This is a genomic window from Sodaliphilus pleomorphus (assembly GCF_009676955.1).
GTDB classification, from domain to species: Bacteria; Bacteroidota; Bacteroidia; order Bacteroidales; family Muribaculaceae; genus Sodaliphilus; species Sodaliphilus pleomorphus.
This window is the reverse complement of sequence record NZ_CP045696.1, coordinates 2,988,817-3,014,849: the sequence shown is the minus strand read 5'-3', so window position 1 is coordinate 3,014,849 and position 26,033 is coordinate 2,988,817. Positions and strand designations below refer to the sequence as shown.

Sequence of the window (26,033 nt, the reverse complement as noted above, 5' to 3'; positions counted from 1 at the left end):
AATTGATGAATAGCGCAAAAAACAACATTTAAAAATTGTAAAAGAAACAAAACATGCAGCACGAAGAGACACACAGCCTACAGGAAGAAAAAAAACGGCTCCATCGGGTGAGGTAGCCCGGTGAAGCCGTTGTGGTGACACGAGAAGAGAATCACTTCATCATCTTGGTGGTGAGGCGGCTGCCGTCGCTCAGGGTGGTAACCACCACATTCATGCCCGGGTGCGGCCGGGTCGAGGCTATGCCCATCACGTTGTAGTACACCTCGCTCACGGGAGTGGCTTGTGCGGTGGTTATGCCGTCGATGCCTGTTGCCACAGCAGGACTGCTATAGTCCACATCGATGCGCTTCTCGGTGATGTAGTAGTACCCTGTGGCTGTGCCACTTGCCGAAGCCGCCTTGCGCGGTACCGCGGGGTGAGATTGGGCTTGGTCGGTGCTGTAGAGGCGGGCAATGTAAGTCACTATCCTGGACTCGTCAGCGTTGGGCATGTTGGCAACATACACGTCCTTTACCTGGATTTCGGTATTGCCTGGATAGAACGGCTTGATGTCTTCGTAATCGTTTTCCCAGCCTGTGTTCCTGCTGCTCGGCAGGCTGTTGAGCTGAGTCTCGCCGTCGTCGGCCAAGCGCCACACGCGGTAGTAATAGGCATAGGGGGCTGTGGTCTCTGGCAGTGTGGGAGTGAGGTGGACAGTGGCACCGTAGCCACAGCGCTTGTGGCCATTGGCATCGACCCATTTGCTGGCCGAAACAAGCAGGTCGTCGACCTTCAACACCAGGTTGGGGGCATCGACAGCTGTGCGCGAGCATCCATAGGTGTTGGTTACTGTTGCACCGGCAAAGGTCACATTTGTGGTGATGACAGGCACGTAGATTGCTGGCGTCGACTGGCTGCTGCTCAACTCGTCGGGCAGTGAGAAGGTGTAGCCCTCAAGACCAGGCTGCTGCGGGTCGCCTATTTGCCGGTTGCCCTTGATGAGGGTGATGTAGCCATTCTCGCACTGGGCGTTGCCCACTATTACAGGATCACTATCGAGGCGATACACGTCGTAGCGCTTGATATGGTGGTCGGCATCGATGTAGCCCTTGAAGTCTACAGCCAGGCCTCCCTCGGTCGCGTCGAGGCCACGGTTGATGTCGCCCGCAACTTGGTCTTTGGTCACACTCACCAAGTGGCTTGATGCTGTGGTCTTGTAGACAGGTACGGTGCCACTGTTGCTCGTCTGCACCCCATCCAGTTGGAGCACATAATTGTACTGGCTTGGCTGGTCGTTGCTTGCGGTGCTCGCGTTGAAGTAGTCGTAGAAATAGATGACGCCGTCATTTGAGGTCAAAGTGCCAGATATGTCTTCAGCAGTCGATGGTGCGTTGTCGTCATATTTCACGTCGGTGTTTTGCGCATCGGCATTGTACTTGAGTGTATAGCTATAGGTGCCATTCTCAGCCTTGTTGAATTTGAGGTTGGCGATGGCAATTTCTTGTACATTGCCATCGGCATCGGTGTGCCTGCGCATCATCGAGTAGGCTTGCGTGGTTTCGATTTTCTCATAGTCGCCTTGTGTGTTGGGCTTAATCGAAATCGTGTTTTTGTACACATTGAGCTGGCTCGAGATGTCGAAACGGCTGAGATATTCCGACGCCTGGCTGAAAAAAGCCTGCCTGCCCGGTATCTGCACCTGGTCGACGTTGGAATAGATGAAGATGGAGGAGGCGTTCACAACGTTGCCGCTTTTCTCGATGGGGTTGGCAGCCACGATGTAACGTATGATGCGCGAGTCGGCCTCTTGTGGCACCTCGTAGGTGTGGGTCCTCGACTGTGTGGGAGTCTGCATGGTGGCATCACTCTTGTGCAACGGGGTGTAGGTGCCGTCGTCGTTCACGACATACACATAGAATTGCTCCTCGGCCTGAGCACCTATCTTGGCGGTGTTGAAGTTGGTGCTCCACTTCAGACTGATAGTGAAATAGCCATCGTGGTTTTCGCTGGGCTTCACATCGGCGTCGAGGGTGCACAAGTAGAGAAACGTGCGGGGAGCGTAAGTTGGGTTGTAGTTGCTGTAATAGGTGTCTTGCCCCAGTCTCTTGTCGGGCATGTAGAGTGTGAGGTTGGAGAAGGCATTGAGCTCGCTATTGCCAGTGATGGTGAATTCATGACCTTGTTCTATGATAGGCACCGAGCCGCAAGAGTGTATGGCCTTGTAGACGCTCCCGTTTTTCAAGCTATCGGCAAGACCTGTCGTGACCGTGGCGCCCGATCCAGTTGTGGGGCTGACTTGCTCGAAACTCGTCCACAAGGGGTAGTCGCCCGCGTCGGCACGAGCGCGACCCTTGGAGATGAAGAAGAAACGATTGGTAGTGATGTTGTCGACGACAAACATGTAGCCAGGGTTGTTGGTATCGTTCACACGCATGTGTGACGAGAGCAGCTGCACCGACTTGTAGCAATATTTCACAAAGTCGCGGTTGGATTTGATATCGACGCCTTGCCACCTGCCTCCCTTGGCGTGGAATGTGGGCTTGATCTCGACAAAAAGCACCGTTTTTCCATTCTCGCTTGGCGCGGAGATGGGCTTGTAGTAGCTCTTCAACCAGTCCAAATATTTTGTCGGGGTTGACGATGTGATGCGCTCGGTTTGAGATGCATGATAATCGTAGTTGATTTTACCGGTTTTGTTGGTTTCGTTGCAGTAAATCGTGCCCGGTATCTCGGGAGTAGCATACACATTGGCAATGAGTGCCAAGATGTGGTCGGGGTCGGTTGCCTTGTCGGTGAGCAGATTGCTGTGCTCGACGCCAGCGGAATCGGTCCAGGTGAATCGGTATTTCTCGTCGGCATAATTAAAGACGTCGGCGTTGGCTGTCATTGCAAAGCCAATGATGCATAATGCTACGCCTATAAAAAACAATTTCCTCATAGCTATGTTGAATTTATGTTTAAAATGCAAAACAAAAGTCGTTTAGATTCCCAAACTGAAATGGGAGTGCTTCAAGTTGTGTAATTGAAAAATCAAGAAGAGGTTTTTCGCATTTTCCTATTTTCCTATGCAAATTTAATGCTTTTCTCACACAGAAAAAAATTATATAGCCTTATTTTGCTATTCATGAATTATTAAAAAATAAAAATAAAACAACAAGACAAAAAGACACCGTTGCATCGGACTATGCGCTTCCCGCTATCGGGGCACGCTCGGGACTTGCACCCATTAGATTATGCCCATGTCGGGCGAACCAAAATAGAATTCCAGAACAAACGAGGAATTTCAGTAGAATAATTGTATCTTTCCATTCGAACAGGGGTTAATCGAACTAAGAATAAACAAAACCAGGCCTATTCTGATTTCGTTCGGAGCCGCATAAATAAATAGAAAATACTTATGGAGGTATCAAAGAAAGACAGACGCATCTGCAGGGAGTTAATCCACAGAGCACTTGAAAAAGAGTGTGAGAGGTTCGTAAAGAGCATACAGAGGCTTGCCAGCAAGCCAATACCGTTGGCTGAACTTAACGAGCCCTACCGTGAAGATAACGGGCAGAGTGTCGAGGGGCCGTGGCATAAGATTTACATCCAGATATTTAAGAGAGTGTACAACTACGACCGTCACGTTGGACACCGCTACAACAACAGCTACGGCAGCCATCGGCTTGATGTTATCAAGGAACTCTACTTGGATAAACTTGTCACCGCGAGGATCTGAAACGTTTCGACCAGCCCCTGCAGGATCATTTTAATGAGTGGATAAAGGTCTGCAAATTATATGGCGAGATAGACGACGATTAAGATTAACGAAGCGGTGGAACGAAACCCCGTAACATTCTATGTCACAACGTCTGTCATCCAGCAAATTGAATAAGAATGAGGATGAAGACAAAAGGAGGAAGAAGAAGTCTCGAAGACCACATAACGCAATTAATATAATATGATTAATGGGGGACTGTACCAACAGGCGCAGTTCCCCATTTTCGTTATCTTGTTAGCAATCAGTTACTTGACAATTACTTTACTTGTCGACCGCGAGCCATCAGCATGCTCCACGACCATCACATAGATGCCCTTCGACGGATTTGAAGTTTTCCTACCGGAGAGGTCATAATAGATTGTCTTCGCTGCTTCACTGTCCTTGACAGCGCAGATGCCGTCGGTCTTACCATAATAGACTATCGGCGAGTTTCTTGTCTCACCGCCCATAATATATACCGTCTGCAGGCCGATGCGGGTGGCATTGACATTATGTAATGTGATTCCATGGTAGTTGCCGTCGACATAAGCCACATCCGAAGCATAAGGAATCATGGTCATATCGCTGTCGAGTACGCTATAGTCTGCTGCCTTCAGGGTTATCGGCTGGTCATCGTTGTAGATGATATAATAAAGACTGTCAGGGTTGATGAACTTGTCATTCTCATCCTTGCTGTAGATATAGAATGACAAACTTGAGCTCGTATCGTAGCTCCAATAGTCAATCCATTCCGGCTTTGCGGGTGTGGCAGCCACCGGATCAAAGTAGTTGAAAGCCACAGCCTTATAGAGATTATAATAGAATAGCGAATCGGTACCGTGATTATCAATCAAATTATCGGCCGAAACTAAGGTGCCGTCGATGGCATCATAGTCGAAGGAGATTGAATCACGGATCTTCTGCTCCGTAATGTCAACCATCTCGCCATATGATTCCTCTTTGACTATTGTGTCGCTCGAAGTCAGCAGATAAGCATAATATTCATCCTTCTTGTCAAGAGCCAAAAGCTGACGGTTCGGTATCACCATCTTATTGCCATCGACACGTCCTTTGATTACAGCATCGGGGAACTTCTGGCTGAATCCCTTGATATACATTTCATTACCTTTTGTTGCAACACTGACCATTCTTGTCACTCTGTCACCGTAGCTTGGCTTATACTCGAAGGTCCACGTTTCGGGAGTAACGTTCTCCGGCATCTGTGTCATAGTGTCCTTGTTGATTGTGTAAGTGACATTGCTCATAGCGAACTGCGACCACGTATTGCCGTATGTGGCATTGGCGAGACCAATGAGTTTTGTCGGATCGGTGGAAATGATGCTGTCGTCACGCATCACGAAGTCCATCTCCGTATATGTTGTATCAGTTTGATACGTATAGACCATCTGGCCACCGGCATCGACGAGCACCTTATCGAAGGCCATTAAAGTATAGTCGCGTTGACTGAAGCTGCTGCCCATCGTATAGTATTTCTGCGGCAGTGGAAAACGGAGGGTGTCGCCGTCAATCATGCCTTTAATCCAACCCTCGACACCATAGAGGTGGACGATAAAGTTGCGGACGTACACATACCCGTCGTTACCGAAGACAATCTGTTTCATTTTGTGGTCGATATTATCCTCACCCAATGTGCCGTTGCTCTGCCAGATATTGTGCGACGACTCCGAATAGATAACCTCACGGCCATCGGGGCGGTTGGTGATGACGGTGTCAGGCAGAATCGATGCCAGACTGTTGTCGGCAACCTCATGGTTTGCGGTCTGCGGCCATACTGACGAGCAGACCGACAGGAAGATGGTCAGGACTGCCAACTGCTTGTTCAAAGTAAATCTTCTTTTCATAAATAAAACTTTTGTTGTTTCGAATTTCGGATGCAAAAGTAACGAAAAGACAGCAGCATCGGGCTTATTTCTTCATCTTATATGTGCCAAAACATGATTTGGCACCCTTTAATCGGCTTTTTCTTCCTCTTTGCTTATCTTCTGATACACCGACGGCGACATTCCCGTCACCTGTTTGAAGTAGCTGTTGAAGTGACTGCGGCTCTTGATGCCCACACTAATGGCCACCCCCTCAATGGTCAAGTGGCCGAAGTTGGCATCGGTAAGGCGACGGCAGGCCTCCCGAATGCGGCACTCGTTGAGCAGGGCCTTGAAATTCTTGCCGTAGTGTTCATTGATTACCTGCGACACCTCTTTATAATTACTGTTCGCAAGCTCCGCAAGACGGTCGAGATTGAAGTCAGAATTGCAGATTTCATCGGTGTTCTGCATCGCGGCATCGATGCGCTGGGCCAACAGTTCCTTGGCATCGTCGGTGAGGCGCGAGCCCTTATATTTCGTTTTTTCCTCCTCCAGGTGCAGCGAGTCCTGCACGTGGCGGTAAAGGATGCGGTTTGTGCGCATGGCCCTGCGGTAGCCCCGGAAGAGGAAAACGAGCAACAGACTCACGATGATGGCAAAGCCGATGATGACGGTCGTGATTATATTCAACCAGTGTTTCTGCTCCGTCAGCCGTTCCACGGTAGTGTTCGCCTCACGAAGATCGTAGAGAAATTCCAACCGCGACACGCTCTGAAGATTATTCTCCGTGAGAATTTTTTCTTTCAATTCGAGGTAGTCAAGGCGATACCGCTGAGCCTTGGCACTATCGCCCCGCGAAAGATAGAACCTGTTGAGCATTAGATAGAAGTGCATGAGACCGTCGTCGATATGGTTGGATTTACAGAGGTCGACACCCTCAAGCATCGTTTTCACGGCTCGCCGGTCGTCGTGCATGAGGCTGAAAATCTTTGTCCGCAGTCCCAAGGCATCGGCAGCAAACCGTTTGGGGGTGTCGCGCGACTCGATATTCCGCTCCATGGCATAAGTGGCAGCGAGGGCCCTGGCATAATCGTGACTCTGAATAGCTTCCACACAGCTTATCGTTGCATTGGTGAAGTCGAGCAGCGGGGTTCCGGCCGGAATGCGCATGCGCTTAAAAGCAGCGATATCCTTCCTTAGCTGTGAATAGAGCAAAGGTTCGCCAACGAAATTCTCATCAAGCATATTCGTGAAAATCCCCACCGCCAACGGCCAGTTTCTTATCTCCACCGACTGATAGAAGGCTTTGCGGTATAATTGCAGCGTCGCCCATGCCAATTGTGGCTGGTCGCCCTGCACATCGAGGAATACGCTCTTAATGTTGGCCATGTTGAGGTTTATCATTGCCTCATAATACTTGTCGCCGCTCTTTGCGGCCAATTGCAGGGCCTGTCGCAAAGTGGTGTAAGCCTTGTCGTAGTCATTGTAGAAAGCATAATAGAGGTATCCGGCGTTGTTCATGGCCGTGATGCATTCCCTTCGCTCAGCGTCGCCGATGCCGTCGTCGTTGTAGCGGTTGGCAACGATAGTGTAGTACAGCAGCGCACTATCCTGACCGTTCGGCGAATGGAGGAACTTTCCGGCCTTCATCATCAGCATCGCCGTCGACTTCTCCGACAACCGTCGATAAGTTGCCATGTCGGTTGTGGTGGCCCTCAGCGGATGGGCTGTCAGCGACGGGGCAAAGGCCAGCAGAACGATGGTCAGACAGACAGTTAGCAGATGATGTGCCGACAGTGCCATCGCCACACATTTATTATCACCCAAACTTGTCTTTCTGAAGTATTTCATACCTTCGTCGTCGTGTATGACGCAAAATTACAACTATTTATTCAAAATAGGCTATAAGAAGGAAAGAAAATGGTATAGACGGCAGCTGCAACAGCCGTTTGCAACTAACATTAGAGTAGTGTGCGGTAGCATGATGATGTAAGGTATAAAATTAAGCAAGTAAACTGCAAATTATTAGCTTATGGCGTCACACATCCGTCATAGATGCGGGGGGGTTTCAGTCCTCTCAACTATATGGATTTGTTCTAAATCTCGTTATTGGCAGTAGGACGGTGATAACCCCCGACCCTACGGCGAATGCGTACAATACATTAATTATCAAAGTATTACACAAGTCTTTAAAGACTGCCTATGATTATTTTCCTTGAGTTATGGACCTCTCTACCCAATTATAGATAATTTCCTCTCGCAAAGTCGCAAAGAGCGCAAAGGTTATGCTCAACTAACGACAAGAACAATCTTTGCGGCATCTTGGCGTACTTTGCGACTTGGCGAGGGTATGTCGTTTAGATTCCCAAACTGAAACGAGAGTGCTTCAAGTTGTGTAATTGAAAAATCAAGAAGAGGTTTTTCGCATTTTCCTATTTTCCTATGCAAATTTAATGCTTTTCTCACACAGAAAAAAATTATATAGTCTTATTTTGCTATTCATGAATTATTAAAAAACTGAAAATAAAACAACAAGGCAAAAAGATACTACATTTTACGCTTCCAGGCACAGCGCCACTGTAGCCCGATGCGCTGCCTTGCAAGCTACAGGAGCGTGTGTGAAAAAAATGGCCATGCCGCAGGCAAGGTGAAAAGAAAAACGGCTCCACGTAGCTAAAGCGTGAAGCCGTTGCTGAAAAACGAGTATATGAAATAGATCAATTAATCCACAATAAGGCACTTGCCAGTCATGTCGGCAGGCTGAGGGAGGCCCATGATCTTCAAGATCGACGGAGCCACATCGGCCAGGCGGCCACTCTCTACGCTGGCATTCTTGTTGTTGCTGATGTAAACAAATGGCACAGGATTGAGCGAGTGGGCTGTGTTGGGAGTGCCGTCGGCGTTGATGGCATGGTCGGCATTGCCGTGGTCGGCAATGATGATGACCTCATAACCGGCAGCCTTGGCAGCCTCCACCGTCTGTTTCACGCAGTCGTCGATAGCCACCACCGCCTTCTGTATTGCAGTGTAGACGCCCGTGTGGCCCACCATGTCGCCATTGGCATAGTTGACAACGATAAAGTCATACTTCTCGCTCCCGATGGCAGCCACGAGCTTGTCTTTCACCTCGTAGGCGCTCATCTCGGGCTTCAGGTCGTAGGTAGCCACTTTGGGCGACGGAACGAGGATGCGGTCCTCGCCCTCAAATGGTGCCTCACGACCACCGTTGAAGAAGAACGTGACATGTGCATATTTCTCGGTCTCGGCAATGTGCAGCTGCTTCAAGCCCTTGGAGCTCAAGTACTCGGCCAGGGTGTCTTTTACATTTTCCTTTTCAAAGATCACATGCACATTCTTGAATGTGGGATCGTAGGGGGTCATGCAGTAATACTGCAAGTTCTTCACAGTGTGCATGCCTTCCTCGGGCATGTCTTGCTGGGTGAGCACGGTGGTTATCTCCTTGGCGCGGTCGTTGCGGTAGTTGAAGAAGATGACCACATCGCCCTCCTTGATGCGGCCGTCGACAGTGCTGTTCACAATGGGCTTGATAAACTCATCGGTCACGCCCTCGTCGTAGCTTTCCTGCATGGCACGCTGCATGTTGTCGCTCTGCTTGCCCACGCCATTCACAAGCTGGTCGTAGGCCAGCTTGATGCGGTTCCAGCGCTTGTCGCGGTCCATGGCGTAGTAGCGGCCTGTGATAGTGGCCACCACACCTGCACTCTTGGCACAGTGCTCTTCCACGTCTTTGATAAAGCCCTTGCCGCTCTCGGGATCGGTGTCGCGGCCGTCCATGAAGCAGTGCAGATACACGTTTTTGAGCTTGTATTCCTTGGCAATGTCGCACAGGGCAAACAGGTGGGCGAGCGAGCTGTGCACGCCGCCAGTCGAGGTGAGACCCATGATGTGCAAACCCTTGCCCGTCTTTTGGGCATAGCTATAAGCCGAAACGATCTCTTTGTTTTTCAGTATCGAGCCATCGGCAATGGCCTTGTTGATTTTTACAAGGTCTTGATACACAACGCGGCCGCCGCCTATGTTGAGGTGGCCCACCTCGCTGTTGCCCATCTGCCCGTCGGGCAGACCCACGTCTTCGCCGCAGGCTTTGAGCTGACTGTTGGGATATTCTTTCAAAAGGCTGTCCCAGTAGGGAGTGGGCGTGCTCCATATGGCATTGCTCTTGTCGTGTGGGCCAATGCCCCAACCATCCAGGATCATTAATAATGCTTTTTTCCCCATAATTGTGATAATGTTGCTTTATATATTTTTATAATCTTTTATTTCTCTACATTTTCAATTGTGCAAAGGTACGACAAAATAGCCACAAAGTGCATTGGTGTCGGCAATATTTTAGCCTTTTTGTGATTTATTGACAATGCCAAGCACGCATTTTTGATTACCTTTGTTTCAAACATGCAGAAAATGGAAAAACGTGCAGTCATAATGGGCGCCTCATCGGGCCTGGGATTTGAGATAAGCCGCTTGTTGCTCGAGCGGGGATACCACATCGGCATTGCAGCCCGCCGTAACGACAGGCTGCAGGCACTCAAGCACATAGCACCTGGCAAGGTGGAAACGGCTTGCATCGACGTCACGTCGCCGCAAGCCCCGGCACAACTCGAGGAGCTCATTGCACGACTGGGCGGCATCGACCTGTACATGCATGTGGCTGGCATAGGCAGCCAGAACATGGAGCTGCAAGAGCACATCGAGCTTGAGACCGTGCAAACCAACGCTGTGGGCTTTGTGCGCATGATTGGCGCGGCCTACAGGCACATGGCCCTGCACGGTGGCGGGCACATCGCCGCCATAAGCAGCATTGCAGGCACCAAGGGGCTGGGTCCTGCCCCGGCCTACTCGGCCACCAAGGCCTTGCAGAGCACCTATATCGAGGCCCTCGACCAGCAGTCACGCCTGCGCAAGCTCAACATCACCTTTACCGACATAAGACCAGGCTTTGTGCACACCGACTTGCTGAACGACGGCAGAAAATATCCCATGCTCATGCACTGCGACAGCACTGCACAACTCATAGTGAAGGCCGTGACAGCCCGACGCGCGGTAAAAGTCGTGGACTGGCGATATCGCCTCGTGACTTGCGCATGGAAACTGCTGCCACGGTGGCTGTGGGTGAGAATGCCTATCAACCAATGAAAATTGTACTATCATTGACAAATTATTTCTACACTATATTATATCCAATAATTCTAACTATAATGAGAAGATTACTGAACTTCATGATTATTGCCGCGCTGGCAACGGCTGTGGCAAGCTGCAACAAGGCCCAGGACAACAACGGGCGTCAAGAAGCCAGCGCTACTTCCCAAGAGGAAACCGCCGAGGCATCGACAGCAACCGAGAGCATGGTCGTCGAAATTAACCAAGACGAGCTGACAAAGGCCGTGGGCGATCTTACCCAGCCCACGTGGACCAATGCCGGCAAGCGGCCTGTTGTGATCGACTTCAACGCCACCTGGTGCGGCCCGTGCCAAAAGTTGAAACCTGTGCTCAATAAACTTGCTGCCCAGTATAAAGGCAAAGTCGACTTCTACAGTGTCGACGTCGACGAGAACCAGGCACTTGCCAGCGCCCTGGGCATCAACGCCATTCCGCACGTGCTGGTAGCTCCGGTGGGCAAGAAACCACAGGCCATACAGGGCTTTGACTCGGCCGAAGACTTTGCCAGCCAGCTGGCAGCCTGCTTGAAATGACAGGATTGCACATGCTGTGAGAGCTATTGTACCGAAGAGCCGAACAGCGCGTAGTCGGCCTTGAGCGGATCGCCGGGGAAAACCCTGCGCAACTGCTCGGTGAGTCGCAAGGCGGTCGACATTGTCGCCGCCTTTGTTTTTATGAGCCCCAGTCTGCGGGCCTCTTGCAGCACATGCGTGTCGAGCGGCATGATGAGGGTGCTTTTGTCGATAAATGGCCAAATTCCCAAATCGACAGGAGAGCCGTCGCGCACCATCCAGCGCAGAAACATGCACAAGCGCTTGCACGACGACTTGGCATTAACCGGAACCAGGTGGCCCGTGTCGTATTGGGCAAAGTAGCCCGTGAGCAACTCAATGGCCTGCATGGCCGTAGTGCAACCCTGCGACGACACATAGCCGCCCATGGTGCCATAATCGCGCAACATGGCTTGCAGGGCTCGCAGCAACGTGTGCATGTGGTGAAAGGTGTGAAGCCGGTAGAAGGAGCGCGACACGTCGTCGGGCACAGTGCTGGCGAAGGCTCCCGAGCGCAACCACTGGTATGGGTCACCCTGTGAGCTGTCGAGCATGTGCTGCAGCTTAGGCCTGAAAGCAACCCGGTTGCCGTAGCTTAGGCTGGCGGCGACAAATGCCATCACCTCCTGGCTGGGCTGCCCCTGCACATGGTGCATAAACCAGCTGGGGTCGCCTTGCATGAAAGCGGCCGTCTCGCAGCGCCCAGCCTGCTCGATAAGCAGCTCGCGCACTGCACGTTTGATGTGTATCTTAACACTTTTCATGCCACAAAGGTAACAAAACCCTCGTCACCTGGCACGAGATTTAGCATTTTTCTGTACAACAACAGAAGAAACAAAAAGGTGTTTCCTTGGAAATTTCTGCGTGATTTTGGGCAAAATTATTTAACTTTGCGATAAACAAAACTGTAAATTCAACCAAAAGATGAAAAAGACACTCTTAATCCTCGTGGCTCTGGTGCTCATGATTGCACAAGGCCTGTTTAGGGCACAGGCAGCCAATGCCAAGTTTCAACTGCCTGCAGTGTCGGATATAGCCATGTATCAAGTGAATCCACGCGTGTTTGCCCCCAGCAACTCGCTCAACGCCGTGGCTGCTCGCATCGACTCGATAAGTGCCTTGGGAGTGAATGTGATGTGGGTGATGCCCATTTACCCAATAGGCAAGGAGAAGAGCAAAAACTCACCCTACAGCATAAGCGACTACAAGGCCATCGCACCCGAGTTTGGCACCATCAACGACTTCAAACACCTGGTGCAAGTGTGCCACGAGCATGGCATGGGCATCATTCTTGACTGGGTGGCCAACCACACAGCGTGGGACAACGTGTGGATGAAAGATCACAAGGACTGGTACACCCAGGACGAGAACGGCAATGTAATATATCCAGCTCACACCGACTGGACCGATGTGGCCGACCTCAACTACGACAACCGTGAGATGCGTGCCGCCATGATCGACGCCATGAAATTCTGGATTGTGAATTGTGGCATCGACGGCTTTCGCTGCGATGTGGCCGACGGTGTTCCAGCCGACTTCTGGAAAGAAGCGATCGACGAGCTGCGCAAGGCTGCCGGCAACCGCGACATTGTGATGCTGGCCGAGGGCAGTCGCCCCGACAACTTCACCGTGGGGGGCTTCGACATGAACTATGGCTGGGCCTACAAGAGCGACCTGGTGAAAGTGTGGAAAGGCGCCCCTGCCTACGATCTATTCAGCAGCGACAGAAAAGAATATGAACCGCTTCCTAAAGGAAAAGTTAAAATGCGCTTCACCACCAATCACGACCAAGCCACCCAGGCCTCGACTGTGACCGAATTCACCAATCAGCATGGAGCGATGGCAGCCTATGTGGCCACCATCTTCCCCCACGGCGGCGCTCTCATCTATGGGTCGCAAGAGGTGGGCTACGACAAGACTATCAACTTCTTCAAGTATGTGCCTGTCGACTGGACTGCTCACCCCGAGGTTTACCGTGAGTATCAGAAACTCATAGGGCTCTACAACAAGTACTCGGCACTGCGCAAGGGCGAGCTCATCCCTTATCCCGACCGCGACGTGATGGCCTTCATGAAGACCGACGCCAGCGGCGACTTCCTGGTGCTTGTGAACGTGCGCAATGCGGCTCACACGTTCGACTTGCCGCAGCAGTGGGCAGGTCATGCCGTTGACAATGTGTATACCGGCAAGAGCATGAAGCTGGCCAGCAAAGTCAACCTCAAGCCCTTTCAGTATTTCATACTCAAGGCAAAATAATGTTTTTCATGAGTGTAAAATTTTTTGCGATGGGTGCTCACACAAGAATGCATGCACAGCTGTAATGCACCCAAGGCACAGCCACACCAATTCATGGTAAATAAAATTCAACACAAAACGATATGGAAATAAGTAACACTACACGACTCTATGCGCTCTCGCTCAAAGAAACCCGCGCATGGACATTTGCAGCCCTCTTCATCATTGGCAACATCGTGGTGCCCCAATTGTGCCATGCCATGATACCCCATGGCGGCCTCATCTTCCTGCCCATCTACTTCTTCACCCTCATAGGGGCCTACAAGTACGGAATCAAGGTGGGACTGCTCACAGCCGTGATGTCGCCCATAGTCAACTCGGTGTTTTTCGACATGCCGGCTCTTGCCGTGCTGCCGGCAATACTCATCAAGTCGGTACTGCTGGCAAGTGCTGCCGCCCTGGCCGCCCGCAAGACCCGCAAAGTGAGCATAGGCGCCCTCATAGCCGTAGTGCTGGGCTACCAGGTGCTGGGCAGCGGCTTTGAGTGGGCGCTCAACGGCAACCTCATGGCTGCCGTGACCGACTTCAGGCTGGGTCTTCCGGGCATGACCATTCAGGTGCTGGGCGGCTGGGCCTTGCTCAAGTATGCGCTCACCAAGTAGATCACACAAGCCCCTATTACTGCACACATGACACACGACATCATCGACCTGCTGCACAGCACGCAATGCTCGCTTGTGGTGAGCAACGCCGGGCGCGTGGCCACGTTCTACAAAAAAGGCGTGCGCGACCTCGAAGACCTGCTCAACAATGACCCGGAGTTTCTGAAAGGAGCCTGCATTGCCGACAAGGTGACAGGCAAGGCAGCTGCCGGCATGGCCGCTGTGGGCGGGGTGAGAGAAATATATGCCGACGTGATGAGCCGCAAGGCAGTGCCCTTGCTTGAGGAGAACCATATAAACTACAGCTGTGGCACGATGGTCGACGCCATCGTTGTGCCTGCGGGCGACACCCGCTGCCCGCTCGAGAAAATCGTGGAGCCAGCCAGCACGGCACAACAGGTTGTAGACCTGCTGAAGGCCCACTTCACTGAGATGCAAAACAGGAAAATGAAAAATTAGTTCCTCTTGCTACGGGACTCAATTTCCTGCATTTTTGAAAATCCCTTGATGGTATACTCCAGGGCATAGTTGAAAGGGATGCCCTTGGCACGTCGCAATCGCCAGGCCACAGCCAAGGCACGAAAGATGACACTGCGCCGGTGAGCCTTGTAGATGTAGGCTCCGCGAGCCATGAGCACACCAGGGTCGGCAGCATGGGTCGACTGCGTGGTAGGGCCCAGGTGCTCGACAACGACCGTGGGGAAAAAGCGGCAACTGAGACCGGCTCGCAAGGCATCGTGGATAAACACCGACTCCTCGCCGCAATCAAACACACCCGAGCCCAACCCGAAATTCTCGTCAAAACGCAACCCGGCCGGCATCATCGACCGGCGAAAGGCAATCTCAAACGAGGTGACGTAATACTTTCTCGCTGGCTGGGCAAGGCTGAACGAGTAACCTGGATAGACCTTGGGAGCAACATCGTTCTGAGCCTTGAAAGTAGCGATTGCAACATCGGGGTGAGCAGTAAAAGTATCGATAACCGATTGCAGCCGCTCGCGCGTGTATAGGCAGTCGTCGTCGGCAATCAAGCAAATGTCGCCAGTTGCCATTTTAAGACAATTGTTGCGATTGCGACTCAATCCCTTTCCATCTATAATAGCGACCTCCACATCGTGGCGTTTCAACGCCTGGGGCAACTCGCAAGGCACATAACCGTCGCGATGCTGCCACGACACCAGGTAGCTGATGCCAGGCACTGGCTCGATGAGCAATTGTGGCACCGACTGGATGCGGTCGTCGAGCGTGCATATGAGCAATTGCAGAGTCATGAACGGTTAAATCAATTTCTAAAAACCAACTTTAATTTTCCAAAGTTACTACTTTTCGGTAGTAATCCCAACAGTCTGCACATGTTTTTTCGTCAGTGGGCATATTACAGCGACATCGCCTCCTCGCCAAGTACACATTGCACCTTCCTCTCGAGACTTAGTACTCATCGCCTTGGGCCAGCCGACCTTGCTGCCAGGCGGGCGGCAGCCTCGGTGAAGGCCTGCATGATTGCTGTGGGCCGGTGATTGCTGAAGGCGCCCAGCGGATACTGGCCTTCAAGCTCTGGAGCCCAGTAAAACACGCCGTGACACTGGCCTTGCGTCTTGTTGAGCGCGGCATCGATGATGGCTTGCATCACCTGCTTGCCCTCTTGCGGCTTAGCCGCCTCGGTGCCGGTCTCCACGACCATGGTCTCGCAGCCATATTTCTTGCTCAGGCGCACCAGGTTGGCAGTGAAGTCGCGCAGTGTGCCTTCCAAGTCTTGCTCAAGGCCGGCATCCTTGTCCCAATAGGGGTAGACGCTCACGCCTATCACATCCCAGTGAGCGCCATAGCGGCGCAAGCCGTCGAAGATGAAGTCGTAGCGCTTGGGGTCGCAGGCCGAGTCGAGGTGAATGATAACCTGAGCTGCGGGATACACCTGTTTCACCGCTTCGTAGCCGGCCTGGGTGAGCCCGGCATACTGCGCCATGCTGGTCTCGGCACGGCCCATGGGCCACAGGAATCCATGAGTGGTCTCGTTGCCCACTTGCACCCATTTCACGTCGATATTGTCATCTTTGAGCAATTGCAGGGTCTCGCGAGTGTGGGCTGCAAGGGCCTGCTTCATCTGCTCATAGTTGAAGTTTTTCCAAGCCGCGGGTATATTTTGCTTGTGAGGGTCGGCCCACCAGTCGCTATAGTGGAAATCGATCATGATCGCCATGCCCAAGGCCTTGGCGCGGCGCGCCATGACCAAAACGTCGTGTGGGCTGCAAAAGCCCTGCTGGGGATTGACCCACACGCGTAGCCTCACGGCATTGAGACCCAGCTCGTGCATGAGCTGTGTGTTCTCGCGAGGCTCGCCAGCCGCATTATACAGCTGCACGCCTTGTGCTTCAAGCTCGGTGGTACCGCTTATGTCGGCCCCAAGCCAAAAAGTATCGGGACTCTCGCTCGCCCAGGTCATGACCGAGGCCGCCGAGATGACAAAACAAAATAATAGAGCTATAATCTTCATGTGCGTTCTTGATTTAAAATTGCCGGCATTTAAGCATGACATCACCCCAACGCCAAAGCAACAAAGAAATGCCGCATGCTGCAAAGATAAAAAAAATTCATCAATTCTTGCAAAAAGACAGGTCAAGACTCCAGGCCAACATCAATAGGGCTGAAAGGGAAGCTCGCCCACGTGCCAGCGGGCTACAGGCGCATCGCCGCCCTCGGCATCGGTGCGTGACACCGACAGCCCCAGCAGGCGGAATGGCCGGTGCTCGTAGTCGACCTTGGCAAGCAACTGCTTGGCAAGCGGAAGAATGTCGGCCTTGTCGCGCAACACCCGCGACTGCGTCACGCTGCGTGTGACTTGCGTGAAATCGGCAAACTTCACCTTGAGCGTGAGCGTTCGGCCCTCGAAGTCGTGACGTGCAATGCGGTCTACAAGTTCGAGCACGGCATGATACAACTCGATCACGGCCGCCGACCTTTTGTCGATATCGGTCAAAAAGGTGCATTCACACCCTATCGACTTGCGCACGTGGTGCACCGTGACCGGCCGCGTGTCGATGCCGCGTGCATAGTCATAGTACACAGCTCCCATCTTGCCAAAAGCATCGGTGAGGAAGCGCAGGCTGAGCTCACGCAGCTGCCCCACAGTGAAGATGTGCATGCCGTGCAAGCGCTGGGCAGTCTTCGGCCCCACTCCCCACAGGTTCTCGACAGGCAGACGCTGCAGGAAGTCGAGCGCCCTCGCCGGGTGCACCACCGTGAGCCCGTCGGGCTTGCGATAGTCGCTGGCAATCTTGGCAAGCAGCTTGTTGTAGCTCACCCCCGCCGAGGCTGTGAGATGCAGCTGCGACTTGATGCGGGCCCTGATCTCGGCGGCGACATCCATGGCCAAGGCTGCTCCCGTCTTGCAGGTCGTGACATCGAGAAAGGCCTCGTCGATCGAGATGGGCTCAACCAGGTCGGTATAGTGGCAAAAGATTTCATGCACACGGGCCGAGATCTCCTTGTATCGCTCAAAACGCGGCTCCACGACGACCAGGCCGGGACACAGTCGCTTGGCCGTAGCCATGGGCTGTGCCGAGTGCACCCCGTAGCGACGTGCCTCGTAACTTGCCGTCGACACCACGCTGCGCGGGGCATCATGCCCTACAGCCACAGGCAGCCCCCTGAGCGAGGGGTTGTCGAGCTGCTCGACCGATGCAAAGAAAGCATCCATGTCGACATGAATGATTTTGCGCATTTCCATCACACGTCACCACTCGATGGGATCAAGACCGTGGGCCACAAGATAGGCGTTGGCACGAGAGAAGTGATGATTGCCAAAAAATCCGCGGTAGGCCGAGAGCGGCGAGGGATGCGGCGAGGTGAGCACAAGATGCTTCATGCGATTGATACAGGCCCCTTTCTTGATGGCATAGGAGCCCCACAAGATGAAAACAAGATGCTCGCGATGCTCGCTCAAGTGAGAAATCACAGCATCGGTAAATTGCTCCCAGCCTTGCCCCTGGTGAGAACCGGCCCGGTGGGCCTGCACCGTGAGTGTGGCATTGAGCATGAGCACGCCTTGCCTGGCCCAACGGCTCAAGTCGCCGCTCTTGGGAATGGGCGCGCCAGTGTCATCGTGCACCTCCTTGAAAATGTTTTGCAACGATGGTGGCAATGCAACGCCGTCGTTTACCGAGAAACAGAGCCCGTTGGCCTGTCCCAGCTCGTGATAGGGATCTTGCCCGAGAATGACAACTTTCACATCGGGGAACGGAGTGGCATCGAAGGCAGCAAAAATTTGGTGTCCGGGCGGGAACACCTGGCTCGTGCGATACTGCTCGCGCACAAAGCCCGTGAGCTTGGCAAAGTATGGCTTTTCCCACTCGGCAGCCAGCTCCTGGTTCCAAGTAGCATCAATCTTGACCTGCATAAATGTTAGGATTTTTGACGTTCACTTTTGCAAAGTTAAGAGATAATGCTTAATTTTGCGCCACCGAAGGCGAGAAATTTTCCGGTCCCATAGTTTAATGGATAGAATGAAGGATTCCGGTTCCTTTGATTGGGGTTCGACTCCCCATGGGATCACAACTATAAAAAAAACCAACTGGTTGACAACAAACTGGTTGGTTTTTTTTGTTGCAGGGATAAATTATACAAGATTTCGGAGCTGAACGGGGGCTAAAAACAGTGTGTTGCTAAAAGGGGGTGTTTGTGTTTTTGGGCTTACAGATTTTTTTCTAACTTTGTAGACCATAATGTAATTACGGATTTTTTTCTTCCAAAACAAAGATTAAGAAAACAGATGATTGACAAACTGGATGCAATCGACATCAAAATTCTGAAAGAGCTGCAACACAACAGCAAGCTCACCACCAAGGAGCTTGCCGAGGCCGTTCATCTCTCGGCATCGCCCACCTTTGAGCGGCAGAAGCGGCTGGAGCGCGAGGGTTATATTAAGAAATATGTAGCTGTGGTCGATCCCGACATGGTGGGCAACGGCATGATCGTGCTGTGCAACATCCGCCTCAAGCAACACGGCAAGGAGTATGCCCAGGAGTTTGTCGATGCCATGAAAGGGATGGAAGAAGTGACCGAATGCTACAACACCAGCGGCGACTTTGACTTCATCATCAAGGTGTATGTGCGCGACATGCACCACTATCAGGACTTTGTGCTCAACCGCCTGGGCGAGATGAAGAGCATAGGGTCGGTGCACAGTGTCTTTGTCATAGGCACGGTGAAAGACACCCACTCGGTGCCAGTTGCCCAATAAGCAATCAAAAAAAAACAACCACTCCTCAATCGCATGTTATGAAAACGTTTCTCTTCACAGTGTTGTGTGGCATGCTGCTGGCAGGCCAGGCGATGGCACAGGCAGTCAACACCCTGCCACAGGTGCTCGACAGCAAGGTGAAATCGGTGCAAATCGCACCATCGAGCAACCTGTATCTGCCCCCCATCTATGTCATGGGCAGCGACGACGTGCTCAACATCACGTTTGACTATCTCGACTACGACGTGCACTACCTGCGCTACAGCGTGAGGCATTGCAATGCCAACTGGCAGCCGTCGGTGCTGGTGCCCAGCGAGTATGTGAGCGGCTTCAACGAGGCCGACATCACCGACTATGCACAGAGCAACAGCACCTTTGTGCACTACTACAACTACAACTTCACGCTGCCCAATGCCGACATGCAGTTTTACAAGAGCGGCAACTATCTGCTCACCGTGTATGAGCAAGAAAACCCCGAGAAAGTGCTGTTTCAGGCACGGCTGGCAGTGTGCGAAAACACGGTGGCCGTGCATGTCGACGCCACCTCGCGCACCGACGTGGACTACAACGACAGACATCAGCAAGTGAGCTTCACCGTCGACTACAAGCAGGGGCTCATTGCCGACCCCTACAATGAGCTTACAGCTGTGGTGAGCCAGAATTCCCGACTCGACAACGAGGTGTACCTTACCCGCCCCTTCATGGTGAGCCCGGGTCAAGTCACCTACGACCACAACCGCTCGCTCATTTTCCCTGCCGGCAATGAGTACAGGCGCATCGAGACGGTCAACCTCCACTCGCTCAATATGGGGGTGGAACGTGTGCAATACTTCGAGCCCTATTACCATGCCACGCTCAGGGTCGACGAGGTGAGGGCCGCCAGCCCCTATCTGTACGACAAAACGCAACACGGGCATTTCACGATACGCAATGCCGAGAGCGACTACAGTGCCACCGAGAGCGACTATCTCGTCACCCACTTCAGCCTTGACTGCGACCGCATGACAGGCGGAAAAATCTATGTGCAAGGAGCTTTCACGCAAGGACTGCCTGCTGCCGACTGCGAGATGCACTACGACCAACCGAGCGGTACCTACACCTGCGACATGCTGCTCAAGCAGGGAGCCTACAACTACCAGTACCTGTGGGTGCCCAATGGCTCCAGCGTGGGCCAGACAGGCCCCATCGAGGGCGACAAGTACCAGACGACCAATGAGTATTTAGTAAAAGTCTACGACCGTCCCAGCGGGGAGCGTTACGACCGCTTGATAGGCTATGGCATCAACTATGGCGGCAAGTGATGCTGGCAATCGGGCTTGCAGGCAACATCAACGCTGCAGCAAGTAGACCGTGTAGCCCACATAGACCAGCAAGAATATCACGCCCTCGATGCGATCGAAGCGTTTCTTGCCAAAGGTGTAGGTGACCAGGTATATCATCACAGCCGAAAGCACCAGCACAGCAAAGTCGACGATGTTGATGCCGGTGATGGACAAAGGCTTAATCGTGGCTGCCACGCCCAGTATCATGAGGATGTTGAACACACAACTGCCTATGATGTTTCCCAGTGCCAGCTGGGTGTTGTGCTTGGCAGCGGCAACAACCGAGGTGATGAGCTCGGGCAACGAGGTGCCCACAGCCACAATGGTGATTGATATCACTGCCTCGCTCATTCCCCATGCCCGCGCAAGATTGCGTGATGCATCGAGAAAGATGTTGCCTCCAAAAAGCAGTGCAGCCAGCGAAGCCGCAGCCACAAGCCACAGCAACAGCGGAGCTTTGCCCTCGAGCCTGCTCTTGGCCTCGTCGTCGGCCTGCTGCAAAGCCTGGGCAGGATTCTTGCCCTTGTTCACGACAACATAGGCCATGTAGCCCACAAAAAAGAGCAGAAAAACGATGCCGTCGAGACGCGAAAGCGTGTTTTGAGGTATTCCCATCCACTTGTCGTTGACACACAGCATGAGCAGCACCGAGGCAAAGATGCAGAAGGGAATGTCGCGCTTCTGGTTTTCGCGCTCGATATTGAAAGGAAATATCGCAGCTGTGAGGCCCAGAATGAGCAGGATGTTGCATATATTGCTGCCCACGACGTTGCCCAGCGCTATGTCGCCATGACCTGCTATTGCCGAACTTATCGACACAAAAAGCTCGGGGGCGCTTGTGCCCATGCCCACGATAGTGAGGCCGATGATGAAATTGGAAATGCGGGCGCGCTTGGCAATGGCCACCGACGAGTCGACAAGAAACTCGGCCCCCGCCAGGAGCAGTCCCAGTCCGATGAGCAAGAATAGATAATCCATGTAACTCTACATTATGTTTTGATGTATATTCTAATATGTGTAAAAAAGACAACGCAAAGTTAGCAATTTGCCGGCAGGAATCAACAAAAAAAGCACCCCGAAATCACTTCGCGGTGCCCTAGGAAAAAATAGTATGAATAAAATGTGCGGTATTAGAGGTTAATAGTATATTGTAGAAGCTCAACTTTTGTTGCCCGCCACGCGCTTACAATGGCGTCTTGAGCGAAAACCAACAAAAGAATGCTTGATTGGTGTCAAAATAATCGATCGCGATGCCCGCTAAAAAAAACTTTTTGCACCCCGAAAGATTCATCTCATAGTAAAGCGGCTTACAAGTGCCGCCGCAACAGCGTTTTCCCCAACCCGATGTTGGGAGAAAACTCTAAGGATTCAAGCTTTGACTTTCTTGAGGCGGAATGTATTCTCCTTTCTTAAGCGAGCCTCCAGTCAAGCGTTGTTGACATCCTTACTTACATTAGCGCGTGCCGGCCAAGCAATGTAGCCATGACGCAACTCATGCCTCAACGAGGCATTGGGATGATATGCGTGTGGAGGTATTGTGTAATACTTCGTGGCATACCGTGTCAACTCTAAATCTTTCATTTACAAATCCTTAATTAAAATAATTAAAAATACTCTAAAAAAGTACCCTCTGGTACTTATCACTAAATTTCTCTTGAGGTTTACGGTGCAAAGGTCACAATAATTTTTGTAACCACCAAATTTCAAAGCCCAATTTTACTTTGTTTACAAAACAGCAAAGACAATTAGACATTGAAAATCAGCAAACTAAACATCGATTTACAATGTACAAAAATCGTGCAAAAGGCATTTTTTTTGACAAGATGGCAGATTTAAGGTGTCCAAAATTTTCCTGAATCGGTATTTTTTTGTTTATTTTGCATGCGCAATGTTTCGCCATAACGCCGTTTACCCAATGAAGCTAAGTTGTATTGCATCCATATTGCTCACCGTGAGTGCCCTGCTACTGTCGTGCGATCGCGACAGGATGAGCAACGATGTGATTTCGCAAAACGACATCTTCACCGTGACAGGCGACAGCGTCGTCGAGGGCCCGTGGAGCGCGATAGCAATTTCGCCCACCTGCATCAAGAGCTCCTACTCTCCTCCCGACAGCAGCGACAACCTTGGGGTTGTGAAATTCAGGCTGGCCATAAACGGCCACGACAACGAGATGGCACCGTGCTACTACCACTATGCCACGACTGGCAGCGATACCACCGCCGTGACGGTGGGCGTGCCCGACACTGTGCCAGCAACCTCCCAGCTAAAGGCCCCCATGGTGAAAGACCACGACTGGGTGGTGCGGGTCGACATGCGGCCTGTTGTGCAATCGCTCGACAAGAAGGGATACTACGTCACTGCTACGGGCGACACCGTCTATGCCGACGAGTTCAAGGGCGTGTGGATTGCCGGCAATGTCTCACCGCTGTCGTGGGACTTTTTCACGCTGTCGCATAAGGAACAACTGCGCCTGCACCCCACGGCCACGGCAGGAATATATGAAATCAAACTGCACATGCAACCCAGCTCCACGCCCGTGACCTACAACCACGTGTGGAAGGTAGACCGCCCCGACCCCGACTATGCTGTCATCAATACCGGTGTGACAATGGTCGATGCCCTCTACAACATGTCGATATACGACATCGAACGCAAGAGGCACGGCAACGGGCACAATGGGTATCTTGAGAAAGTGCCCTACGGAGCCAATCCCTCTTATTCGATCATCTTGTCGCTTGCCTATCTCGACCCTGAAGGTTCGATGCGCACATTGCGCGCGATGGTGGGCGACGATGGCTCGCTCTCCCACTTGCAGGGCCCCGACGACTTGTATCCCATCGTGGCCAACGACCTGTCGTGGGCTGTGTCAGCCTGGGAAATATATGCCGTCACAGGCAGCAAGAAGTGGTTGCGCTATGCCTATGGGGTGATCAGGAAAACAGTAGACCAAGACTACGACATGAACTGCGACATGCAAAGCGGGCTTGTGCACGGCGGCTTGCGACAGGGCAGCAACCAATCGCAATCCTACCCCGCCTGGATGGAGCCCAAAGACGTGTATGAGACACAGTCGCTCACTGTCAACCTACTCTACGAGCGGGCATTTGAAATCCTGAGCGACATGGGCGACGAGCTCAACGACGAGAACAGCTATGGCGAAAAAGCCTTGACTCTTAAGGAAAACATCAACGAGACGCTGTGGAACGAGCGTCATGGCTACTATAGCCAGTATCTCTACATGAGTGCCTACCCCGTGCAATCGCCAGGCATCGACAACCTGGGCCAGTCGCTAAGCGTGCTGTGGAACGTGGCCGACGACGACCGGGCCGTGAACCTGGTGAAAAAGACCCCCATCGCCAACTACGGGGTGCCCATCGTGAGCCCGCGCTATGACAATGGCGAAGCCGTGAACCTGAGCCAGACTGTTTCGCCCGTGGTGCAGGCCTTTTGGAACCTGGCAGCTGCCAAAACCGGCAACCAGCACATGCTGCGCCGCGGCCTCGGAGCCTTGTATCGCGCAGCAGCCTTGTTTGGAGCCAACAGAGTGGCATGGGACGCCTATAGCGGCAAGGCCCTCGACAGCACCGACGGCGACTTGGGAGCCGCTGCGGCCAATGCAGCTATGGTGTATCGCGTGTATGCCGGCATGACCTTCTTGCCAGGCGGCATTGAGTTTAACCCCACTATACCTTCGTTCATGAAGGGCATAAAGCACATCTACGGTTTCAAGTACCGCAATGCCACACTCGACATCACCATAAGCGGTACAGGAAACGACATCGACAACATAAGCATCGACAACCAAGTGGGACACGACAACTTCTTCTCGGGCCAACTGTCGGGACATCACACTATACATATAAAGATGCGCAACAGCACCCCAGTAGCACAAGAGGTGACCCTGGGCGACCAAAATTTCACCCTGCCCGCAACTCCTGTGGTGAAATGGCTCAAAGACTCCACGCGCATCTTGAACTACAACAGCAATCTCGATTACCGCATGGTGGTGAACGGGCAGCTGCTGTACACGGTCAACGACTCAATGACGCTGCGGCACACGACTGCAGGCACAAGATTCACAGTGAGTGCAATCGCCGGTGTGGGACGCTATGCCTTGAGTTACCTGTCGAAGCCCTACATGAAAGTTTCATCGAGCCTGCAGCTGCCACTGGGAGCCAATGCCGTGACCCCCATGGGAGCAAAAACACATAGCAGCGCCCGGCTCACGGTGACTGTGCCCGTGGGGGGCGATTACTTGATCGACCTGCGCTATGCCAATGGCAATGCTGCAACGGCAGGCAGCTGCCCGGTCTACATGCTCTATGCCAACACACATGCGCAAGGTGCGCTCGTGATGCCGCCACGGGGTAATGGCGAGTGGATGAACAAGGGATGGAGCAACATGATTACAGCCGAATTGCTGAAAGGTGACAATCACATCGAGTTGAAACGCCTTGATTCAAACGGCAGCACAGCCCTGGTGTATTTTGTGCGGATTATCAAGAAATAGAGCTACACGCCCACTATCGCGGCTGCCGCCTGCCGCATCACACATCACATCAGGCTCACACCCAACCATGCATCTGCCACACGAGTGCATGTGTGCGTGTGTCAACTGAGCGTTTTGCCATCGGCAAAAGCATTGCCCACACGCTTGCCAATCTCGAGATATCCCAAGTGAACAGGATCGAACGTGATGAGATGCATCTGCTCCAAATCGGGCTTGCCGTCGTGGGCAAGGTATTTCTCGTCGACAACGATATTGACGATCTCGGCCACGAGGTAGCAGCCCGTATCGCTCTCATCGATTTTCTTCACCACGCGGCACTCCATGGTCATGGGGAAGTCGGCAAACACTGGCGCATTGACCATGCTGGCCCGTTGCACTGTCCACCCTGTCTTGGCCACCTTATTTTTTTCTTTCTTGCCGCTCACGATGCCCACATAGTCGGCAGCAGTAGCAGTCTCGGCAGTGGCAAAGGCCACCGTGAACTCAGGACAAGCTGCAAGATTGGCAGTAGTTTGATGACTGCCAAGCGAAATCATGATTTTGTTGTTGTCCCATGTGCCTGCCCATGCGGCATTCATGGCATTGGGAGTTCCATCGGCATCATAGGTGCCTATCACTATTACTGCCTGTGGCATGAACCACGGCTTTGGACTGAAATTCTTCATGAGCTGATAATTTTTTTGACTACGAGTGCAAATATAACGAAAAACAGCGAAGATGTCAATCCCCTCGCAATCGTGATAATATTTATTGGCGACAATGCCGCAGGCTCACATTTTTATCAATGTGATTGCG

20 protein-coding genes and 1 tRNA gene are annotated in these 26,033 nt (G+C 52.4%); 10 read left to right on the top strand and 11 right to left on the bottom strand.

The window, feature by feature from the left end; translation table 11 throughout:
- Positions 1 to 151: 151 nt before the first annotated feature.
- On the bottom strand, positions 152 to 2,917 hold the full coding sequence (locus GF423_RS12610) for a hypothetical protein (protein WP_154328697.1): 2,766 nt from the start codon (positions 2,915 to 2,917) through the stop codon (positions 152 to 154).
- Positions 2,918 to 3,376: 459 nt separating this feature from the next.
- On the opposite strand from GF423_RS12610, the gene GF423_RS12605 reads away from it, so the two are divergent.
- Positions 3,377 to 3,697: a hypothetical protein gene (locus GF423_RS12605; protein ID WP_154328696.1), complete on the top strand. Its 321-nt coding sequence runs from the start codon at positions 3,377 to 3,379 to the stop codon at positions 3,695 to 3,697.
- Positions 3,698 to 3,984: 287 nt separating this feature from the next.
- Here the strand turns inward: GF423_RS12605 and GF423_RS12600 are convergent, their stop codons facing one another.
- The 3 genes from GF423_RS12600 to gpmI all read right to left on the bottom strand — a co-directional run bounded on the left by GF423_RS12600 (position 3,985) and on the right by gpmI (position 9,780).
- Positions 3,985 to 5,580, bottom strand: coding sequence for a hypothetical protein (locus GF423_RS12600; protein ID WP_154328695.1), 1,596 nt, complete (start codon positions 5,578 to 5,580; stop codon positions 3,985 to 3,987).
- Between the two features lie 108 nt (positions 5,581 to 5,688).
- A complete protein-coding gene (locus tag GF423_RS12595) occupies positions 5,689 to 7,392 on the bottom strand; it encodes a helix-turn-helix domain-containing protein (RefSeq protein WP_154328694.1) in 1,704 nt (567 codons plus the stop codon).
- Positions 7,393 to 8,262: 870 nt separating this feature from the next.
- Positions 8,263 to 9,780 carry a 2,3-bisphosphoglycerate-independent phosphoglycerate mutase gene (gene gpmI / locus GF423_RS12590; RefSeq protein ID WP_154328693.1) on the bottom strand — a complete coding sequence of 506 codons (1,518 nt, stop codon included), beginning with the start codon at positions 9,778 to 9,780 and terminating at the stop codon, positions 8,263 to 8,265.
- 183 nt (positions 9,781 to 9,963) lie between these two features.
- Between gpmI and GF423_RS12585 the strand changes: the two genes are divergently transcribed.
- Together GF423_RS12585 and GF423_RS12580 are read left to right on the top strand one after the other, a co-directional pair.
- Positions 9,964 to 10,695 carry an SDR family NAD(P)-dependent oxidoreductase gene (locus GF423_RS12585; RefSeq protein WP_154328692.1) on the top strand — a complete coding sequence of 244 codons (732 nt, stop codon included), beginning with the start codon at positions 9,964 to 9,966 and terminating at the stop codon, positions 10,693 to 10,695.
- A 62-nt stretch (positions 10,696 to 10,757) separates the two neighbouring features.
- Positions 10,758 to 11,252 (top strand): thioredoxin family protein, encoded by a 495-nt coding sequence (locus GF423_RS12580; protein ID WP_206113260.1) that lies wholly within the window; start codon positions 10,758 to 10,760, stop codon positions 11,250 to 11,252.
- A 23-nt stretch (positions 11,253 to 11,275) separates the two neighbouring features.
- Here the strand turns inward: GF423_RS12580 and GF423_RS12575 are convergent, their stop codons facing one another.
- The gene (locus tag GF423_RS12575; protein ID WP_154328690.1) at positions 11,276 to 12,034 is read right to left on the bottom strand and encodes a TIGR02757 family protein; all 759 of its coding nucleotides are present in this window, start codon (positions 12,032 to 12,034) and stop codon (positions 11,276 to 11,278) included.
- Between the two features lie 160 nt (positions 12,035 to 12,194).
- Between GF423_RS12575 and GF423_RS12570 the strand changes: the two genes are divergently transcribed.
- The 3 genes from GF423_RS12570 (at position 12,195) to GF423_RS12560 (ending at position 14,626) form a co-directional block, all read left to right on the top strand.
- Positions 12,195 to 13,526 (top strand): alpha-amylase family glycosyl hydrolase, encoded by a 1,332-nt coding sequence (locus GF423_RS12570; protein WP_154328689.1) that lies wholly within the window; start codon positions 12,195 to 12,197, stop codon positions 13,524 to 13,526.
- 128 nt (positions 13,527 to 13,654) lie between these two features.
- Positions 13,655 to 14,167 carry an ECF transporter S component gene (locus tag GF423_RS12565; RefSeq protein WP_206113433.1) on the top strand — a complete coding sequence of 171 codons (513 nt, stop codon included), beginning with the start codon at positions 13,655 to 13,657 and terminating at the stop codon, positions 14,165 to 14,167.
- 27 nt (positions 14,168 to 14,194) lie between these two features.
- Positions 14,195 to 14,626 carry a DUF1893 domain-containing protein gene (locus GF423_RS12560; RefSeq protein WP_154328687.1) on the top strand — a complete coding sequence of 144 codons (432 nt, stop codon included), beginning with the start codon at positions 14,195 to 14,197 and terminating at the stop codon, positions 14,624 to 14,626.
- On the opposite strand, the gene GF423_RS12555 is transcribed toward GF423_RS12560, so the two are convergent.
- The 4 genes from GF423_RS12555 to ung form a co-directional block, all read right to left on the bottom strand.
- On the bottom strand, positions 14,623 to 15,438 hold the full coding sequence (locus GF423_RS12555) for a glycosyltransferase family A protein (RefSeq protein WP_154328686.1): 816 nt from the start codon (positions 15,436 to 15,438) through the stop codon (positions 14,623 to 14,625). The genes GF423_RS12560 and GF423_RS12555 overlap by 4 nt on opposite strands.
- Before the next feature lie 164 nt (positions 15,439 to 15,602).
- Positions 15,603 to 16,658 (bottom strand): glycoside hydrolase family 53 protein, encoded by a 1,056-nt coding sequence (locus GF423_RS12550; protein WP_154328685.1) that lies wholly within the window; start codon positions 16,656 to 16,658, stop codon positions 15,603 to 15,605.
- 141 nt (positions 16,659 to 16,799) lie between these two features.
- Entirely contained in the window at positions 16,800 to 17,885 is a 1,086-nt protein-coding gene (dinB, locus tag GF423_RS12545) for a DNA polymerase IV (RefSeq protein ID WP_154328684.1), read from the bottom strand.
- Positions 17,886 to 17,897: 12 nt separating this feature from the next.
- Positions 17,898 to 18,560: a uracil-DNA glycosylase gene (ung, locus tag GF423_RS12540; protein WP_154328683.1), complete on the bottom strand. Its 663-nt coding sequence runs from the start codon at positions 18,558 to 18,560 to the stop codon at positions 17,898 to 17,900.
- An 83-nt stretch (positions 18,561 to 18,643) separates the two neighbouring features.
- Here ung and GF423_RS12535 point away from each other — a divergent pair.
- From GF423_RS12535 to GF423_RS12525, 3 genes are all read left to right on the top strand, one after another.
- Positions 18,644 to 18,715: transfer RNA gene (locus GF423_RS12535), tRNA-Arg, on the top strand.
- A gap of 217 nt (positions 18,716 to 18,932) precedes the next feature.
- On the top strand, positions 18,933 to 19,403 hold the full coding sequence (locus GF423_RS12530) for an Lrp/AsnC family transcriptional regulator (RefSeq protein ID WP_154328682.1): 471 nt from the start codon (positions 18,933 to 18,935) through the stop codon (positions 19,401 to 19,403).
- 38 nt (positions 19,404 to 19,441) lie between these two features.
- Positions 19,442 to 20,704: a type IX secretion system plug protein gene (locus tag GF423_RS12525; protein WP_154328681.1), complete on the top strand. Its 1,263-nt coding sequence runs from the start codon at positions 19,442 to 19,444 to the stop codon at positions 20,702 to 20,704.
- Positions 20,705 to 20,731: 27 nt separating this feature from the next.
- On the opposite strand, the gene GF423_RS12520 is transcribed toward GF423_RS12525, so the two are convergent.
- Positions 20,732 to 21,703, bottom strand: a complete 972-nt coding sequence (locus GF423_RS12520; RefSeq protein ID WP_154328680.1) for a calcium/sodium antiporter — start codon at positions 21,701 to 21,703, stop codon at positions 20,732 to 20,734.
- A 937-nt stretch (positions 21,704 to 22,640) separates the two neighbouring features.
- Here GF423_RS12520 and GF423_RS12515 point away from each other — a divergent pair.
- Positions 22,641 to 25,238: an MGH1-like glycoside hydrolase domain-containing protein gene (locus tag GF423_RS12515; protein ID WP_154328679.1), complete on the top strand. Its 2,598-nt coding sequence runs from the start codon at positions 22,641 to 22,643 to the stop codon at positions 25,236 to 25,238.
- 101 nt (positions 25,239 to 25,339) lie between these two features.
- Here GF423_RS12515 and GF423_RS12510 read toward each other — a convergent pair whose 3' ends face one another.
- A complete protein-coding gene (locus GF423_RS12510) occupies positions 25,340 to 25,903 on the bottom strand; it encodes a flavin reductase family protein (protein WP_154328678.1) in 564 nt (187 codons plus the stop codon).
- Between the last annotated feature and the right edge of the window lie 130 nt (positions 25,904 to 26,033).

Excerpts from the sequence above, each read along its gene's own strand:
- GF423_RS12575 (WP_154328690.1), bottom strand. The coding sequence starts at position 12,034 with ATGAAAAGTGTTAAGATACACATCAAACGTGCAGTGCGCGAGCTGCTT.
- GF423_RS12515 (WP_154328679.1), top strand. The coding sequence starts at position 22,641 with ATGAAGCTAAGTTGTATTGCATCCATATTGCTCACCGTGAGTGCCCTG.
- GF423_RS12510 (WP_154328678.1), bottom strand. The coding sequence starts at position 25,903 with ATGAAGAATTTCAGTCCAAAGCCGTGGTTCATGCCACAGGCAGTAATA.
- GF423_RS12560 (WP_154328687.1), top strand. The coding sequence starts at position 14,195 with ATGACACACGACATCATCGACCTGCTGCACAGCACGCAATGCTCGCTT.
- GF423_RS12605 (WP_154328696.1), top strand. The coding sequence starts at position 3,377 with ATGGAGGTATCAAAGAAAGACAGACGCATCTGCAGGGAGTTAATCCAC.
- GF423_RS12580 (WP_206113260.1), top strand. The coding sequence starts at position 10,758 with ATGAGAAGATTACTGAACTTCATGATTATTGCCGCGCTGGCAACGGCT.
- GF423_RS12555 (WP_154328686.1), bottom strand. The coding sequence starts at position 15,438 with ATGACTCTGCAATTGCTCATATGCACGCTCGACGACCGCATCCAGTCG.
- GF423_RS12530 (WP_154328682.1), top strand. The coding sequence starts at position 18,933 with ATGATTGACAAACTGGATGCAATCGACATCAAAATTCTGAAAGAGCTG.
- gpmI (WP_154328693.1), bottom strand. The coding sequence starts at position 9,780 with ATGGGGAAAAAAGCATTATTAATGATCCTGGATGGTTGGGGCATTGGC.
- GF423_RS12520 (WP_154328680.1), bottom strand. The coding sequence starts at position 21,703 with ATGGATTATCTATTCTTGCTCATCGGACTGGGACTGCTCCTGGCGGGG.
- GF423_RS12595 (WP_154328694.1), bottom strand. The coding sequence starts at position 7,392 with ATGAAATACTTCAGAAAGACAAGTTTGGGTGATAATAAATGTGTGGCG.
- GF423_RS12585 (WP_154328692.1), top strand. The coding sequence starts at position 9,964 with ATGGAAAAACGTGCAGTCATAATGGGCGCCTCATCGGGCCTGGGATTT.
- GF423_RS12610 (WP_154328697.1), bottom strand. The coding sequence starts at position 2,917 with ATGAGGAAATTGTTTTTTATAGGCGTAGCATTATGCATCATTGGCTTT.
- ung (WP_154328683.1), bottom strand. The coding sequence starts at position 18,560 with ATGCAGGTCAAGATTGATGCTACTTGGAACCAGGAGCTGGCTGCCGAG.
- GF423_RS12550 (WP_154328685.1), bottom strand. The coding sequence starts at position 16,658 with ATGAAGATTATAGCTCTATTATTTTGTTTTGTCATCTCGGCGGCCTCG.
- GF423_RS12600 (WP_154328695.1), bottom strand. The coding sequence starts at position 5,580 with ATGAAAAGAAGATTTACTTTGAACAAGCAGTTGGCAGTCCTGACCATC.
- GF423_RS12570 (WP_154328689.1), top strand. The coding sequence starts at position 12,195 with ATGAAAAAGACACTCTTAATCCTCGTGGCTCTGGTGCTCATGATTGCA.
- GF423_RS12525 (WP_154328681.1), top strand. The coding sequence starts at position 19,442 with ATGAAAACGTTTCTCTTCACAGTGTTGTGTGGCATGCTGCTGGCAGGC.
- dinB (WP_154328684.1), bottom strand. The coding sequence starts at position 17,885 with ATGCGCAAAATCATTCATGTCGACATGGATGCTTTCTTTGCATCGGTC.